Source organism: Bordetella muralis, assembly GCF_054781015.1.
This window is the reverse complement of record NZ_BAAGVF010000003.1, coordinates 299,028-315,310: the sequence shown is the minus strand read 5'-3', so window position 1 is coordinate 315,310 and position 16,283 is coordinate 299,028. Positions and strand designations below refer to the sequence as shown.

Genomic DNA, 16,283 nt, shown 5'->3' with positions numbered 1-16,283 from the left:
GGGAACAACATGGACTCTATCGTCCTGCTACTCGAAGGTACAGTCAACGCGCTGTCCTGGTCGGTGCTGGCTGCCACATTGATCGGTGTCTTGATCGGATTGCTCGTCGGTGTATTACCGGGACTGGGTCCCGCTGCGGGTGTGGCGATCATGCTGCCGGTGGCAGTGGGCTTTGGCGGTGTCGAAGCCATCGCCGGTCTGGGCGGGATTTATTATGGCGCCATGTTCGGCGGCGCTGTTACCTCCATTCTGCTCGGGATCCCTGGCGAATCCGCATCGGTCATGACCGTACTGGATGGCCATGCAATGGCCAAACAAGGCAAGGCGGGCGAGGCGTTGGGCATCAGCGTGTTCTCCTCGTTCATCGGCGGCGTGTTCGGTTTGCTGGTCATGGCGCTGCTGGCACTGGCGATCGCACGCGTGGCCATTGAGTTTGGACCGACTGAAATGACGGCCGTCATGGTGTTGGCCTTTTCTCTGGTGAGCGTGCTGGGCGGACGCAACATCATCAAGGGATTTACCGCGCTGTTTCTGGGTATCTGGATCGGCATGATAGGCATGGATCCTATTTCGGGACCGCCACGTTATACCCTGGGGTCGATGGACTTGCTCGATGGCGTCGACTTCACCATCATTGCGGTTGGCATATTCGGACTCGCCGAGATATTTTTCAATCTATCGGAAAAGACTGAGGGCACCCGGGCTGCAGCCAGTTACTCATTGCGTTCGTTACTGCCCCGCGTGAGCCACATGATCCGCTGCAAAGGCGCGGTGGTGCTGGGATCCATCATGGGTTTTCTCGTGGGCGTGCTGCCTGGCGTGGGCGCGACTGCTGCCACGATGTTGGCCTATGCGGCGGCCAAAAAGATATCGCGCACACCCGAAGAATTTGGCAAAGGTGCCATGCAGGGCGTCGCGGCCCCTGAGGCAGCAAACAACAGCGCGGCATATGTGTCCATGGTACCCATGTTCACACTGGGCATCCCCGGCTCGGCAACTACCGCCATCATGCTGGGAGGTCTGTTGATGCTGGGTCTGCAACCGGGGCCGTTGCTGTTTACGAACAATCCGGATTTCGTGTGGACGGTGTTCGGCAGTTTCTGGATAGGCAACGTGATGCTGTTGTTTCTGACGTTGCTGATGATTCCTTTACTGGCCAGCGTGGTATTCGTGTCGACGGCCCTGCTCTACCCGGTTGTGATCGGCATGATTCTGTTCGGCGTATTTTCGATCAACTACTCGATGTCCGATGTCCTGCTGGCGTTGGGGGCAGGCGTGCTGGGCTATCTGATGCTAAAGCTGGAGTATTCAGCGGTTCCCCTGGTATTGGGCGTGGTGCTAGGCCCCATGCTGGAAAACAACGTCCGGAGAACATTGATCCTGTCCGAAGGTGGATTGGGTGTGTTCTTCGAGCGGCCGATTTCGCTGGCGTTCTTTCTGCTGGCGGCTTCGGTGGTGCTCATGCCGCTGATATCGAAACTCTGGAAACGGAAATCGAGCACGATTTAGGGTAGGCAAGCCCAGCATTTGAAGTGCATTGCACAGAGTGGATCTATATCCAATGCGCAGACGTCTTCATATGCCGGGCGTTTTTATTCACACCCAAGCCAACACGGGTGCCGCCACCGCGCACAGCCCCCCAGCCGAAATCGCAGCAACCGGCCGATAACTGACAAACCAGATCAGAAGCAGGCCCGCAAAACTCAAGATGCCTATCCACTCTACAGTGCCGTATGACCATCCCCATACCGCAGCCGACGCCCATAGCGACAGCGCCAACGCAATCCACCCGACAATGCGCAGGGAAGCTCGATGACGACGCGGCAATTCGCGGTCGAATACATCCTCGTAGTGGCGGTCCATAGCCAGGCACAACGCGGAAAACCCGGCATAGGCCAAGCAAAAAGCGGCAATGCTCATCATCATGACGTCACCTCATTAACAGTACAGCTGGCGGTGACGGAGGCGGCAGCAGCGATTTGCGCGATGCCGACATTTGGAGACGGGGCGGCTGTATGTATTGCGCCGGCATGTTGCGTAGGAGCAATGGCATGCGCTACACCGGCCGCTTGTGAAGATACAGCAGCACGCGCAGCACCGACTGCCTCAGGGCGAACGCTCTTGCGAGTTGCCGGAACGGGGCGAGCTGATGATGTTTTGTTTTTCTGATACGCCTTGCGCGCCTTGTAAGCCATCCAACCAAGCAGCGTGGCCGCTGCCAGAGAGGTCAGGTCAAAGCCAGCCATGACCCAATCGCCTGCAGGCAAGGACACCCCCAAATGCCGGTCCGTCGTCAAAGCATTCAACACAGGCAGTGTCAGCGCCAACACCGCCGTCAAGGACAACAGATCCATCCACTTGCGTGCACGGAATGCAAAGGCGTAGATAAAGCTCAACCCCCAGGCGATGAAAAACGCGCGTGTTTCCCAGATGCCACGTCCCGCCACATCGGCCGGCACCAATCGGTTCGCCCAGAAGTACACCACCACCGCCAGACAAAAACCGGCGATGCTGGCGGCGTTCAGGGCATCGACCAAACGCAGCGAAAACTTCTGCTGAGCCGCCGCGCCGGCTTTTTGACGACGCTTGGCCACCCATAACACCAAACCGGTGCCGACCATCGCTGTCCCAGCCAGGCTGACCAGGAAATACAGCCACCGCAAAAACGGTTCGGCAAAGAATCCCAGATGCAGACCGATGATCGTATCGGCAGTCGTCATCGCAGCACTGTTGTTATCGTGCCGCGATAACAACGCACCATCGACCCCATTGAATTGCATGCTGGGCGCATTGCGGCCATACGATACGCGTTCGCCCGAGTCTCGAGACACCGACACCATCGCGTTCTGTTTGCCGGGATTCGTCACCACCAGGCGTCCCGCACTACCGCCCTGCCACAGTGAGGTTGCCTGTGCCACCAGCGGACCCAGCGGCAACAGCTCAGCCTGGCCGTCGGTCGGACGCTGCTGAGGCGAGCCCGGGAACCGCTCGTCAAAATATGCACGGGGCGTGTCATAGGCAGCCGAAATCCCCGCAGGCAACAGCATGACCACAAAGAGCAGCAGCCCGCTGAACGTAATCATCAGATGAAATGGTAGCCCCAACACCGACAAGGCGTTGTGCCCGTCCATCCACGCACGCTGCCCGCCCTTGCCAGGCCGGAACGTAAAGAAGTCTTTGAAGATTTTCTTGTGCGTGACGATGCCGCTGATGATGGCCACCAGCATGAACATCCCCGCTATGCTGGCCAGCCAACGCCCCCACGGACGGGCCATTTCCAATTCGAAATGAAAGCGATATAAAAAATCGCCGCCGCGCGTTTCACGGGCTTTGATTTCCTGACCCGTAGCGGGATCGAGTGTCACGCGTTTGATCCCCCGCTCGCCCGGCGCGGGCTTGGGGATTTGGTACAACAAACTCAGATTAGGCTCACGTGCCGAGGGCAAATCGATGAACCAGCGCGAGGCGTCCGGCGCATGTTCGGTCAGATAGCGCTGCGCCATATCGGCGGCCTGGTCTGCGGGCAACACCTGATGCTGTGCTGGCACCTCGGGCTGCATCCACGTGGTGATTTCGGGCCGGAAAAATGCCAACGTCCCAGTCAGGAACATCGCAAACAAGATCCACCCGAACACCAAGCCGGCCCACGTGTGCAGCCACGCCATCGCTTGCCGAAAACCCTCGCCCTGTTCTGAAGGAGAACGCATTGATTTCGACTTCGCCAAAGCCTTGGACGGCAACGAGCTGTCTGGGGCCACCGGGGCCGCGGCCTGAGAAACGCTGGATTTTGAGGCGCTTGTCATGCGGCCCCCGCCAAGCGGTTGAGCCAGAACAGCCCTGCCAGCAATACAGTCGGTACGATAATCCCGATCCATGCGCGCCACGTATTACGAGCAGCAAACACCCACATGACGGCAATCGTATAGGCGACAAAGGCGAGTATGCTCGCCGTCACGACGGCATCGATGCGCGCCATGGGCAACCACACAGCCAGACTGGCGGCCGTTGCCGATGCCAACGCATACCCGCCAAACACGGCGGCGGTGATGCGTGAGGCGACCGCCCATCGATAACGCGCCAGCCCGGCGCCGGGAATAGGTTTCACTGCGAATCCTGCGAACTCGATAATTTGAGAATTATAATCATTACGAGAAAAAAGCGGGTGCCTTCGGGGCAGGATGAAAACCATCCCGCAGGCGCCCGCCTCGGTATTACCAGCGATAGCGCACCGCTGCCTTGACGGTGCGGTCATAGCCGTACCAGCACCAAGCCTCGCTCAAGCACGAGGCCACATAACGCTTGTCAAAGACGTTGGCGACATTCAGGCTGACCTGCCAGCCCTTCAGCGCCGGCTGATAGCGGCCGAGGTCGTAGTCCAGTCCCAAATCAAACAGCGTGGCGCTGGATACCTTGAACGTGTTGTTGGCATCGCCCCAGGTTTCGCCCAGATAACGTACACCGGCTCCCATCCCCAGACCGGCCAGCGGCCCGCTTTGCATTTCATAGTGCACCCATGCCGAAGCTTGATGCTTGGGTACGCCGGCCGGTTGCGTGCCCTTCAGGCTGACACCTGCGGCATTGGGGTTGTCTTTGGTATAGGCGTTCTGCATCCAGCTGTACGAAGCAATCACGCTCAGTCCCTCGACCGGCTCGGTTTTGGCCTCGAGCTCCAGACCGCGGGTGCGTACCTCGCCTGCTTGAATACTGCAACGTCCGCCGCTGCAGATATGAGTCGGATCCGGGTCCGTCGTGGTCAGATTTTTGCGGCGGATATCGTAGAGAGCAGCCGTCAACAAGGTACGCGAGCCGGCGGGTTCGTATTTCACGCCCAACTCGTATTGCTCGCCCTCGACCGGATCAAACGGAGCCCCATCCCAGCCCGTGCCATTTTGCGGCTCGAACGACTGCGAATAGCTGAAGTACGGCGCCACGCCGTTGTCGAACAGATAGAGCAACCCCGCACGGCCGGTAAAGGCCTGTGCGCGCTGAGGCGTATGCGTGCGCACCCCAGTGTTCAGATTGGTCGCGTTGGTGTTGGTACGCGCCCAGTCATAACGCCCGCCCAGCAGCACCGACAGACGGCCGAGCTTGATTTGGTCCTGGAAATACAGGCCGGCTTGATATTGCGTCTGGGTCTGGTCGCTGGTGAAGGCCGGCATGGTAAAGCCCATGTCGTAGTTCGGATTCCAGGTGTCCAGGTTCAGAAAATCGCCGGTCTGCGAGGCCGACAAGGTATCTGTTTTGACGCGCTGATAATCAAAACCCAACAAGGCCGTGTGATCGAAAGGCCCGGTGGAGAAATTGGCCAGCAGATTGTTGTCCAGCGTCAGGGCATCGAACTTGACGTCGGTACCGGTCAAACCGCGCTTCAGGTAGCGATAGGTGCCCGGATCTGCCCAGCCGCTGTTGTAGATGCTGCGATATTCGGCATCCGCGTGCACATAGCGTAATTTCTGGGTCGCTTTAAAGGTGTCGTTAAAGCGATGCTCAAACTCGTAGCCCAAGGAATAGTGCTTGCGGTCGCTTCGCTCGAAACCTTTGTCCCCATCGTAAAAACTGCGTGAGAAACGGCTGCCATCCGGTAATGCATGCACCGTCCCCATCGCAGGCAACGCCCCGTAGGCCCCCATATCGGGATCTCGCTGGAAGTGCGTCAACACAGTCAAGCGGGTGTCCGCAGTGGGCTGCCACAGGAACGAAGGCGACACGTAATAGCGGCGCTCTTTGGTATCGTGCAATTGCCCATTGGCCTTATAGCCTGCCCCTACCACGCGATATAGCAAGGTGCCGTCGTCGTTCAGGCTGCCGCCCACATCAGCCATTCCGCGCAATAGCGAGTTGGTGCCAAACTCGACACCAACCTCATTGACTTGCCCGGCCACCGGCCGCTTGCTGACCTGGTTCACTACGCCCCCAGGGCCGCCTTGGCCGTACATAACGGACGAAGGACCTTTCAGGACATCGACGCGTTCCAGGCGATAGGCGTCCACCTGCGGCAAGGCGTCCCGGCCGCCGAACACGCGCAGACCATCCAGGTAGCTCGTCGCAGAAAACCCCCGGATCGTGAACTGATCCAATCGAGTCGCAGTGGCTCCCCGCGTCTCGACCGCTACGCCAGGCGTATAACGAAGCACCTGGTTCAACGTGTTTGCGCCTTGTTGAGCGATTTGGGTCTGCGTGATCACCGAAATGGATTGCGGCGTTTCCAACAACGGCGTGTCCGTCTTGGTGCCAGTGGACGCGACGGTGGAAACCACACCATACGTCTGACCCGTGCCGGTCTCACCCTGCCCCTGCACCACCACGGGGGCCAGGCTCACGGTATCGCCTGCCGTCGATAGTGCACGCCGCAAATGCCAGCCGCCCGTTCCGGGATAGGCCTCCAGGCCCGTTCCCTGCAAGATGGCGCGAAAGCCGTCGCCGGCGGAATAGCTGCCCTGCAACCCCGATGCACTCAATCCCGATACCAGGCCGGTATCGAATGAAATCAACACGCCAGCCTGCCGCGCAAAGGCGGTCAACACCTGGCCCAGCGGACCCGCAGGTACGGAGACGCTGCGTGCGCCAGGCGCCGATTGGCCCGGTTGCGCGGCCGCCTGTGCCAATACGGCCGGATGCACCGACACCAACCCGGCACCCGCCAACGCTAACACCAGCGCGGGCAACGCGCCCGGCTGCCGGCCGCCTCGTGTGCCATGGCCAGCGCTCATGCGACGGACCGCCCGGGATGAGAACAAGGAAGCAAGAAAAGACAAGACAAGACTCCTGCGGAAATGAATGGTTTACAAAAGCCATTCCGCACGAGCACGAGAAACCTGCAGGCGATAAGACGACTGAATAGAAACCAAAAGTAAATCCGGAGGTGCGAGCGGCGATCTACGCGCTGCGTTGCTGAGCGGGTTTTTCAGCGCTATCGACCCGCACCCACCACGCCCCCCAGCGCTTGATCGTGATCGGCAGGACGTGCTGCAACATGTCCAAGGCGCCATCGGTGTCATCCAGCGGAAATACGCCGGATACTGATAAATCGGCCACCTCCGGACTAACCGAGAGCATCCCGCGGCGATAGCGCGCCAACTGGGCAATGACCTCGGCCAATCGATCGTCATTAGCGACGAGTAATCCATCCATCCAGGCAGCTCGGCTGTTCTGCGCCGCTGCCTCATGCCACGAACCGGCCTTGCGATACAAGGCTGCACCCGCACTCAGCACTCGAGGCTCGCTATCCTGCGCGCTGACACGCAGCGAACCCTCGTAAACATCGACGCGCATCCCCGACGCCTGCCGCCACAACGAAAAATGAGCGTGGTTCACTTCCACTCGACTACCGTCGATGTTGACCAACAAAGGAGAGACGCCCAGATCGCGACGGACGGCGATGCCCATTTCACCTCGCCACAACGTCAGCTCACGCTGCCCGTCGTGAAAGACGGATGACACCGCCGTATCGCTGGCCAAATCCATCCGAATATCGTCCGGCAACAGGACACGGCGGCGTTCGCCGACGCGTGTACTGTAATCAGCGACCAAGCGCTGCCAAGGGGTCCATTCGTACGCGGCGGCGCCAGTACCGCCTAGTACTGCCACAGCAGCCATCCCCTTGAGCAAGGCGCGTCGCTGCCGTCCATGCGAACGACTGTGTTGTCGCGCCGTCGCAGCGTCGACCAAATGCGTATGCGCAAAGTCCGATGGGATATCCCGTACGGCATGCGCGAAGCGCTCCAGGCGTGCCCAGGCATGCTCGTGACGCGGATCTGCTGCGCGCCATTGCCGACAGGCATCCAACGCGGCCGCCCCGCCCTCGCCCGACTGCAGCTTGACCCACCACGCTATAGCGGCCTGGGCAATGGGATCACCCATCGTGTCAATCCTGGATGCAGACATAGCAAGCCATCAACGCACGGGCCATATATTGCTGTACCGAACTCAATGACACGCCGAGCCGCTCGGCAATCTCGGTATAGCTCAAGCCGTCAATCTGGGCCATCACAAATGCCCGCCGCACATTGTCAGGCAGGTCCGCCAGCATCCGATCCAGCATGGCGATCTGCTGCAAAACTGCCGCGCGCGTTTCTGCGGAGGGTTGGTGAGGTTCCGGCAAGGTGGCCAGATAATCGAGATACGCCTGCTCCAGGCCGGCGCGACGGTAATGATCGATCAACAGGCCCTGCGCAATCGTGCGTAAAAATGGACGAGCCTGCTCGGCCCGGACTTGCTTGCGGCCGGCAATGACCCGCACAAACACGTCCTGAGTCAGGTCCTCTGCCCGGAAAGGATTGCCCAGCTCGCCCCGCAGCCATCGGAACAGCCACGGCTGATGATCACGGTACAGCTCGTCAATGGGCGCCGCCGCGGGCGCGACGGCCACGCTCGGTATGGAGGTTTTCACGGCGGGCAGAGAAAAAGCGCAAACCGCGATGGTAATTGATAACCACTATTATTATCAATCAGATTACGTAAACATGCCGCCTCACCCAGGCCATGACGTGTTAACACAACAACACGTCACCCTACCCTTCTTCCTGAAGCGACCGTTTGCGGTTTTTACAGCCCGACCGTCAAACGGCGCTCGGATTCCAGGTATTCGCGCGACTGCATTTCCAGGATGCGCGACACGGTGCGGTGAAACTCGTTGGCTAAGGCGCCTTCGGTGTAGAGCTCTTCGGGCTCGCATTCCGCCGACATGATCAGTTTGATCTTGTGGTCATAAAACACGTCGATCAACCAGGTAAACCGGCGAGCCTCGGACGCCTGGCGTGGCCCCATGCGAGGCACATCCGACAAAATGACCGCATGAAAACGGCTGGCCAATTCCAGGTAATCGTTCTGCGAGCGCGGGCCGCCGCATAGCGTCGCAAAATCGAACCACACCACAGACCCGGCCAACGCCTGTGCACGCAGCTCGCGATGCTCGATGTGCAACACAGGCTCTTGCGGCGGCGTGTCGGCCAATCGATCAAAAGCATCCTGCAAGGCGGCCTTGGACTGCTCGTTCAGCGGCGAGTGATAGCACTGCACCTGCTCCAGCGAACGGCGCCGATAATCAATCCCGGCATCCACATTCAAGACATCCATGCGTTTCTGAATCAGCTCGATCGCCGGCAAAATCCGATCTCGATGCAGCCCATCCGGATACAGGGTCGACGGCTCATAGTTGGATGTCATCACAAACGATGTGCCGTATTCGAATAGCTTGAGCAACAGGCGGTAGAGAATCATGGCATCGGCCACATCCGACACATGAAACTCATCAAAACAAATCAAGCGATAACGCTTGGCCACACGCCGCGCCACCTCGTCCAGGGGATCTTGCATCCCTTTGACGTTTTCCAGTTCGCGATGCACGCCACGGATAAACTCATGAAAATGCAGCCGTGTTTTACGCACCACCGGTACCGTGGCATAAAACGCGTCCATCAAAAAGCTTTTGCCGCGCCCCACTCCGCCCCACAGATACACGCCGCGCGGGACATCGGGCCGGTTCAATAACTTCTTTAACGCATTCGAGCGCAGGGCCTTGAAACGTACCCAGTCGTCGTAATACGCCTGCAATCGGTCAATGGCTTGCTTCTGCGCCACATCAGGTTGATACCCCCGCTCCGCCAGGGATTGTTCATAGTATTCGCGGACGTTCATATCGCAGCTGCAAACCTAAAAGAAAAAAGGCGGTTCAACCGCCTCGTACCGTTCATCTGGCAATCTGTATGCGCCACCGGTAACGGGGCACCATTGCGCAATAGGCTGACAAACATTTGCCATCGTATCGGCCAACGCGCACAGGCCTGAACGAACCATCACTACAGACGAGAGCGCCGAGCCGTCATAGCCCGGCGCTCGTCGATGCATCGCTCAGAATCAGAAATTCAGCGTGCGCTTGTCCACCGCCAGCGCGGCCTCTTTCACGGCTTCCGACAGAGTCGGGTGAGCGTGGCAAATACGAGCGATGTCCTCGGCCGCACCACGGAATTCCATGATGGTCACGGCTTCGGAAATCAGTTCCGATGCCATCGGGCCAATGATATGCACACCCAACACCTCATCGGTCTTGGCATCCGCAATCACTTTGGCAAAACCCGTCGTATCACCCAACGCGCGCGCACGGCCGTTCGCCATAAAGGGGAAGCTGCCCGCCTTGTACTCGCGGCCTTCGGCCTTGAGCTGCTGTTCGTTCTTGCCCACCCAGGCGATTTCCGGCGAGGTGTAGATCACCGAAGGCACGGTCGCGAAATTCACATGCCCATGCTGACCGGCGATACGCTCGGCCACCGCCACGCCTTCTTCTTCGGCCTTGTGCGCCAACATCGGCCCACGCACCACATCGCCCACTGCCCATACGTTGGGCAAGTTGGTCTTGCAGTCATCATCGACAGCGATGAAGCCACGCTCGTCCAGCTTCAGGCCCACCGACTCGGCGTTCAAGCCACCGGTGTACGGTACACGGCCGATCGACACGATCAGCTTGTCCACCGCCAGCTTTTGCTCGGCGCCCTTGGCATCCACATACGACACGTTGACCGACTTTGCCGTCGCCTTGACCTCGCCGATCTTCACGCCGGTCTGAATGTTCAGGCCTTGCTTGGTCAGTACCTTCAGGGCTTCCTTGGCGACTTGCTGATCAGCAACCGCCAGGAAATCGGGCATGGCTTCCAGGATGGTGACCTCAGCGCCCAGACGGCGCCACACGCTGCCCAGCTCCAGGCCGATCACGCCAGCCCCGATCACACCGAGTTTCTTCGGCACAGCGTCAATATTCAGCGCGCCATCGTTGGACAACACCACTTTTTCATCAAACGGCAGACCCGGCAGTTCGCGCGCCGACGAGCCCGTTGCCACGACCACGTGCTTGGCAACGATATCCTCTTCGGCAGTGCCCGTCACCTTGATCGCATAACCGCCGTCAACCTGACCAGCAAACGCGCCCGTGCCATGGAAGAACGTGACCTTGTTCTTCTTGAACAGATACAGGATGCCGTCGTTGTTCTGCTTGACCACCGTGTTCTTGCGGCCAACCAGCGTATCGAGCTTCAGGCTCACGCCCTTGACTTCGATGCCATGTTCGGCAAAGTGATGGTTGGCTTGCTCGAAATGTTCCGATGACTGCAGCAGTGCCTTCGACGGAATGCAGCCCACGTTCGTGCAGGTACCGCCGGGTGCCGGGCCGCCTTGGCCATTTTGCCATGCGTCGATGCACGCTACCGACATACCCAACTGCGCAGCACGAATCGCGGCGATATAACCGCCAGGGCCAGCACCGATGACAACGACGTCAAATTGTTTGGACATAATGATCTCGAAATTTGGGAATTAAAGAAGCGCCAGCCGAACAAGCCTCACCCGCAGCATAAACCTGCATCGATGACAACACCGCATCACCCGCATAAAGGCTAGCACGGACCCCAACCCCAGCATCACTCGAATCACCCTCAGAATTGAAGATGTCGCCAGCAGTGGGGAGGGGCTTGCCTAGCGGTAAGCTGCGGGCCCCGTTGAGGCCGCCGAGCGCTACCGAAGGAAGGCGGGGGGATTTCGGCTGGGCATGTTTGAGCGCAGCGAAGCGGAGCGAGTTTGCCCAGCCGCCCCGCCTGACGAGGTAGGCGAAGGGGAGTCTGGCCGCGCAGGCGGCCAGACCGGCCGAAGGGGCCCGCGGCTTACCGCTAGGCAAGCCCCTGCCCACTGCGACAGAAGAAAGCCGCGCTGCCGCAAAAAGCAACGCCCCCCTTTCCGCCGCATCAACCATTAACACCCTATCGCCTTCGTCAGCGATTAAATTACAAATCCAGCAACAAGCGCTGCGGATCTTCCAACGCGTCCTTCATCGCAACCAGGCCCAACACCGCTTCGCGGCCATCGATGATCCGATGGTCATAGGACAGCGCCAGGTAGTTGATCGGACGAATCACGATCTGGCCCTTTTCAACGACCGGACGCTCCTTGGTAGCGTGCACGCCCAGAATGGCCGATTGCGGCGGGTTGATGATCGGCGTCGACAACATCGAACCAAACACACCACCGTTCGAAATCGAGAACGTACCACCGGTCATTTCTTCGATGCCCAACTTACCTTCGGCAGCGCGCTTACCGAAATCGGCGATCGTCTTTTCGATCTCGGCCAGCGAGAGCTGATCCGCGTTGCGCAGAATCGGCACCACCAGACCACGGGGGCTGCCCACCGCGATACCGATATCAAAATAGCCGTGATAGATGATGTCCTTGCCGTCGATCGATGCGTTGATCAGCGGGTACTTTTTCAGGGCGGCAACAGCAGCCTTGACGAAGAACGACATGAAACCCAGCTTGACGCCGTGCTCTTTCTCGAACTTTTCCTTGTACTTGTTGCGCAGATCGATCACAGCCTGCATGTTGACCTCGTTGAACGTGGTCAAAATGGCGTTTTCTTGTTGCGATTGCAGCAGACGCTCAGCGATACGGGCACGCAGGCGGCTCATCGGAACGCGCTGTTCCGGACGGCCATCCAGCGACAACGTCGTCGGTGCCGGTGCGGCGGCAGCGGCCTTGGCCGGCGCAGCGCTGGCGCCTTGAGCATCAGCCTTGGTCACACGACCGTCACGGCCCGTACCAGCCACACTGGCAGCGTCCACGCCTTTTTCGGCCAGAATCTTGGAAGCGGCCGGCGAAGCAATGCCTGCCGAACCCGACGAAGCCGGCGCGGCAGCAGCGGCAGCTGCCGGAGCGGCGGCGGGCGCAGCGGCTTCGGCCTTGGGGGCAGCAGCCGGGGCAGCGGCAGCCTGAGCAGCCGTATCGATCTTGGCGATGAGTTGGCCCGACGCTACCGTGGCGCCATCGGCTTCCACGATTTCAGCCAGCACGCCCGATGCCGGAGCCGGCACTTCCAGCACCACCTTGTCGGTTTCGATCTCGATCAGGATTTCGTCTGCCTCGACAGCAGCGCCAGCCTGTTTCTTCCAGGTAAGCAGCGTTGCTTCCGACACGGATTCGGACAACTGGGGGACAACAACGTCAGTAATAGCCATGGTAATAGGTTCCTAAATATAGAGAGATTCGATATCGGCGGCTGAGCTTATTTAGTCAGCATGAAGCCTTTGTATTTCGCGGCAAAAGCCTGTTCGATCAGTGCTTTCTGCTGTTCCTGGTGCTTGGCCAGGTAGCCTACCGCAGGCGACGCCGAAGCCGGGCGACCGGCATAGCCGAGTTTCTGACCATCGGCCATATTCTCGTAGAGGTGATGCTGAACATAGAACCACGGACCTTGGTTCTGAGGCTCGTCTTGCACCCAGACCACTTCAGTTGCGTTAGCGTACTTGCGCAGTTCGGTTTCGAAGGCCTTGTGGGCAAACGGGTACAACTGCTCGACGCGGAGAATTGCCACATGCTTGGCTTCGCGCTCGGTGCGAGCGTTGACCAAGTCGTAATAGACCTTGCCCGAGCACACCAGCACGCGCTTGACCTTGCTCGCGTCGATCGTATCGTCCAGCTCGCCGATCACAGGACGGAAGCTGCCGCCCGCCAACTCGGTCAGAGGCGAGCCTGCATCCTTGTTGCGCAGCAGCGACTTCGGCGTGAAGATCACGAGAGGCTTACGGAACGGACGGATCATTTGACGACGCAGCAGATGGAAAATCTGCGAAGCAGTCGTGGGCTGAACCACCTGGATGTTGTTGTCCGCACACAATTGCAGGAAACGCTCGATGCGGCCCGACGAGTGCTCGGGGCCCTGGCCCTCGTAGCCGTGCGGCAACATCAACGTCAGACCCGATTGGCGGCCCCATTTGGCTTCGCCCGAGCTGATGAACTGGTCGATCACGACCTGAGCGCCGTTGACGAAGTCACCGAATTGAGCTTCCCAGATGGTCAGCGTGTTGGGTTCTGCGCAGGAATAACCGTATTCGAAACCGAGCACGGCTTCTTCGGACAGCACCGAGTCGATCACCGTGAACGGCGCCTGGCCATCGGAGACGTTTTGCAGCGGCACATAGGTGCCGTCATCCCAGCGCTCGCGATTTTGATCGTGCAACACGGCATGACGGTGCGTGAACGTACCGCGGCCCGAATCCTGGCCGGTAATCCGGATGGCGTAACCCGAGGCCACCAGCGTAGCGAACGCCAGATGCTCGCCCATTCCCCAGTCGAGGTTTTGCTCGCCCTCGGCCATCTTGCGACGCTCGGTCAAGAGTTTCTTGACCAACGGGTGCGGCGTAAAGCTGTCAGGAACCGTGGTGATGCGCTCACCGATACGCTTCAACTCAGCCAACGGCACGGCCGTATCGGCCTGATCCGTCCATTTGGCGCCCAGGAACGAGGACCAATCGATCGCGTACTTGCTCTTGTAGTCGGTCAACACAGGTTCGATCGTGCGCTGGCCGTCTTCCATGAGCTGACGGTAATCCTTGACCAACTGGTCGGCTTCGCCCTCGGCCAGCACGCCTTGCGAGGTGAGCTTGTCGGCGTACAGTTTGCGAGTGCCGGGGTGATGACCGATGCGCTTGTACATCAAGGGCTGGGTCAACGACGGCGTGTCCTGCTCGTTGTGGCCGAGTTTACGGAAGCAAACGATATCCAGCACCACATCGTGGTGGAACTGCATACGGTAGTCCAGCGCCAGCTTGGTCGCGAACACGACTGCCTCAGGATCATCGCCGTTGACGTGGAACACCGGGGCTTCGATCATTTTGACCACGTCGGTGCAATACAGCGTCGAACGCGTATCGCGGGGGTCGGACGTGGTGAAACCGATCTGGTTGTTGATGACGATGTGCAGCGTGCCGCCCGTGCCGTAGCCGCGCGTTTGCGCCAGGTTCAGCGTTTCCATCACAACGCCCTGGCCGGCAAAGGCCGCGTCGCCGTGCACCAGCACTGGCAAGACCTGCTTGCCTTCGGGGTCGCCGCGGCGCTCTTGGCGAGCACGGGCGCTACCCTCGACCACGGGATTGACGATTTCCAGGTGAGACGGGTTGAACGCGAGCGACAGGTGCACAGGACCGCCACGCGTGGACAGATCGCTGGAGAAACCGTTGTGGTATTTCACGTCGCCATCGGTCAGGCCCTCGGCGTGCTTGCCTTCGAATTCGGCAAACAGGTCACCGGGCATTTTGCCCATGATGTTGACCAGCAGGTTCAGGCGGCCGCGGTGAGCCATGCCGACCACGACTTCCTGGACACCGGATTCGCCAGCGTGGTTGACCACCTCGTCCATCGAGGCGATGAAGCTTTCGCCGCCTTCGAGGGAGAAGCGCTTCTGGCCCACGTACTTGGTGTGCAGGAAACGCTCGAGACCTTCGGATTCGGTCAGTTGCTGCAGGATGTGACGCTTTTCTTCGTTGCTATACGACGCGGCGCCGAAGGTCTTTTCCAGGCGTTCCTGGATCCAGCGCTTGGCGGCGGGATCGGAAATATGGGTGTATTCGGCACCGATGCTGCGGCAGTAGGTGTCACGCAGAGCCTTCAGGATGTCGCGCAGCGTCATGGTGCTGGCGGTCGTGAAGTAGGTGTTGGTGGCCGAATAAGTCTGGTCCAGATCGGCTTCGGTCAGGCCGTAGAACGAGGGATCCAGTTCGGGGATCGGGGGACGTTCCTGACGCTTGAGCGGATCCAGGTCGGCCCAGCGCGAGCCCAGAGAACGATAAGCGCCGATCAGCGACTGTACCGAAACCTGTTTGCTGGCGATCGACAGATCGGGCTGAGCGGAGATTTGCTGCACGAACCCATTGCTGCGGGCGCGCTGAGCAAAAGACTCGACGATAGGGGCATGAGCGCGGTCGCGCGTCGTTTCCTGGCCGTCGGTCGCAGGAGCATGCTGCAACTGATCGAAATACTCGCGCCAGTTATCGGGCACAGAGCCAGGGTTGTCCAGATACGCCTCGTACAGCTCTTCGACGTAGGGGGCATTGCCACCAAATAGATATGAGGTGGACAGAGATTCTGATTCGGAAGACATATATTGCTTCACCTTGCGAGTGCTTCACTCGATACGATGCAGGAAAACCTTCCGCGGCACGGGCTTCCCGTTGGCGGATAGCAGGGGCAGAAGGCACGTACAAGCCCTGAAAGCCTATGGCGCAAAAGTATACTCCCCGGGATTGCACCTGTCTTGCCGCATCGCGGCACGACCCATCTGCGTCCGGGCGGGGCCACAGACCAAGATAGTTGAGAAGTCCCCACCAACGTCCGTCATGATGCCGGCTATGCGCTCGAAGTCTCCTTCATCCAGTATTGGCAAGAGCCCTGATCGGGCTGTGACGCGAAAACCACGAAGCCATCGCGGGAAACCCGGTTTGCACGGTCGGGCCGCACTGACGGCGTGCTGT

General features: G+C 59.6%; 11 protein-coding genes. 1 reads left to right on the top strand and 10 read right to left on the bottom strand.

Going from position 1 to position 16,283, the window contains the following annotated elements:
* Positions 1-9 precede the first annotated feature (9 nt).
* On the top strand, positions 10-1,509 hold the full coding sequence (locus ACYVIT_RS06565; RefSeq protein ID WP_415806304.1) for a tripartite tricarboxylate transporter permease: 1,500 nt from the start codon (positions 10-12) through the stop codon (positions 1,507-1,509).
* 87 nt (positions 1,510-1,596) lie between these two features.
* Here ACYVIT_RS06565 and ACYVIT_RS06560 read toward each other — a convergent pair whose 3' ends face one another.
* The 10 genes from ACYVIT_RS06560 to ACYVIT_RS06515 all read right to left on the bottom strand — a co-directional run bounded on the left by ACYVIT_RS06560 (position 1,597) and on the right by ACYVIT_RS06515 (position 15,913).
* On the bottom strand, positions 1,597-1,923 hold the full coding sequence (locus ACYVIT_RS06560; RefSeq protein WP_415806454.1) for a DUF3325 domain-containing protein: 327 nt from the start codon (positions 1,921-1,923) through the stop codon (positions 1,597-1,599).
* Complete coding sequence (locus ACYVIT_RS06555) at positions 1,923-3,707, bottom strand: PepSY-associated TM helix domain-containing protein (protein ID WP_415806303.1); 1,785 nt, start codon at positions 3,705-3,707, stop codon at positions 1,923-1,925. The genes ACYVIT_RS06560 and ACYVIT_RS06555 overlap by 1 nt, the downstream gene beginning before the upstream one ends.
* 92 nt (positions 3,708-3,799) lie before the next feature.
* A complete protein-coding gene (locus ACYVIT_RS06550; protein WP_415806302.1) occupies positions 3,800-4,105 on the bottom strand; it encodes a DUF3649 domain-containing protein in 306 nt (101 codons plus the stop codon).
* 106 nt (positions 4,106-4,211) lie between these two features.
* Positions 4,212-6,710 (bottom strand): TonB-dependent siderophore receptor, encoded by a 2,499-nt coding sequence (locus ACYVIT_RS06545; RefSeq protein ID WP_415806453.1) that lies wholly within the window; start codon positions 6,708-6,710, stop codon positions 4,212-4,214.
* Between the two features lie 166 nt (positions 6,711-6,876).
* Positions 6,877-7,860, bottom strand: a complete 984-nt coding sequence (locus ACYVIT_RS06540) for a FecR family protein (RefSeq protein WP_415806301.1) — start codon at positions 7,858-7,860, stop codon at positions 6,877-6,879.
* Positions 7,861-7,864: 4 nt separating this feature from the next.
* Positions 7,865-8,398 carry a sigma-70 family RNA polymerase sigma factor gene (locus tag ACYVIT_RS06535; RefSeq protein WP_415806452.1) on the bottom strand — a complete coding sequence of 178 codons (534 nt, stop codon included), beginning with the start codon at positions 8,396-8,398 and terminating at the stop codon, positions 7,865-7,867.
* A gap of 146 nt (positions 8,399-8,544) precedes the next feature.
* Entirely contained in the window at positions 8,545-9,636 is a 1,092-nt protein-coding gene (gene zapE, locus ACYVIT_RS06530) for a cell division protein ZapE (RefSeq protein ID WP_415806300.1), read from the bottom strand.
* A 219-nt stretch (positions 9,637-9,855) separates the two neighbouring features.
* Complete coding sequence (gene lpdA / locus ACYVIT_RS06525; RefSeq protein ID WP_415806299.1) at positions 9,856-11,283, bottom strand: dihydrolipoyl dehydrogenase; 1,428 nt, start codon at positions 11,281-11,283, stop codon at positions 9,856-9,858.
* A gap of 485 nt (positions 11,284-11,768) precedes the next feature.
* Complete coding sequence (odhB, locus tag ACYVIT_RS06520; RefSeq protein ID WP_415806297.1) at positions 11,769-12,992, bottom strand: 2-oxoglutarate dehydrogenase complex dihydrolipoyllysine-residue succinyltransferase; 1,224 nt, start codon at positions 12,990-12,992, stop codon at positions 11,769-11,771.
* Between the two features lie 47 nt (positions 12,993-13,039).
* The gene (locus ACYVIT_RS06515; RefSeq protein ID WP_415806296.1) at positions 13,040-15,913 is read right to left on the bottom strand and encodes a 2-oxoglutarate dehydrogenase E1 component; all 2,874 of its coding nucleotides are present in this window, start codon (positions 15,911-15,913) and stop codon (positions 13,040-13,042) included.
* Between the last annotated feature and the right edge of the window lie 370 nt (positions 15,914-16,283).

Coding starts and splice junctions, on each gene's coding strand:
- ACYVIT_RS06540 (WP_415806301.1), bottom strand. CDS start 7,860: ATGGGTGATCCCATTGCCCAGGCCGCTATAGCGTGGTGGGTCAAGCTG.
- ACYVIT_RS06565 (WP_415806304.1), top strand. CDS start 10: ATGGACTCTATCGTCCTGCTACTCGAAGGTACAGTCAACGCGCTGTCC.
- ACYVIT_RS06555 (WP_415806303.1), bottom strand. CDS start 3,707: ATGCGTTCTCCTTCAGAACAGGGCGAGGGTTTTCGGCAAGCGATGGCG.
- zapE (WP_415806300.1), bottom strand. CDS start 9,636: ATGAACGTCCGCGAATACTATGAACAATCCCTGGCGGAGCGGGGGTAT.
- ACYVIT_RS06560 (WP_415806454.1), bottom strand. CDS start 1,923: ATGATGAGCATTGCCGCTTTTTGCTTGGCCTATGCCGGGTTTTCCGCG.
- odhB (WP_415806297.1), bottom strand. CDS start 12,992: ATGGCTATTACTGACGTTGTTGTCCCCCAGTTGTCCGAATCCGTGTCG.
- ACYVIT_RS06545 (WP_415806453.1), bottom strand. CDS start 6,710: ATGAGCGCTGGCCATGGCACACGAGGCGGCCGGCAGCCGGGCGCGTTG.
- ACYVIT_RS06515 (WP_415806296.1), bottom strand. CDS start 15,913: ATGTCTTCCGAATCAGAATCTCTGTCCACCTCATATCTATTTGGTGGC.
- lpdA (WP_415806299.1), bottom strand. CDS start 11,283: ATGTCCAAACAATTTGACGTCGTTGTCATCGGTGCTGGCCCTGGCGGT.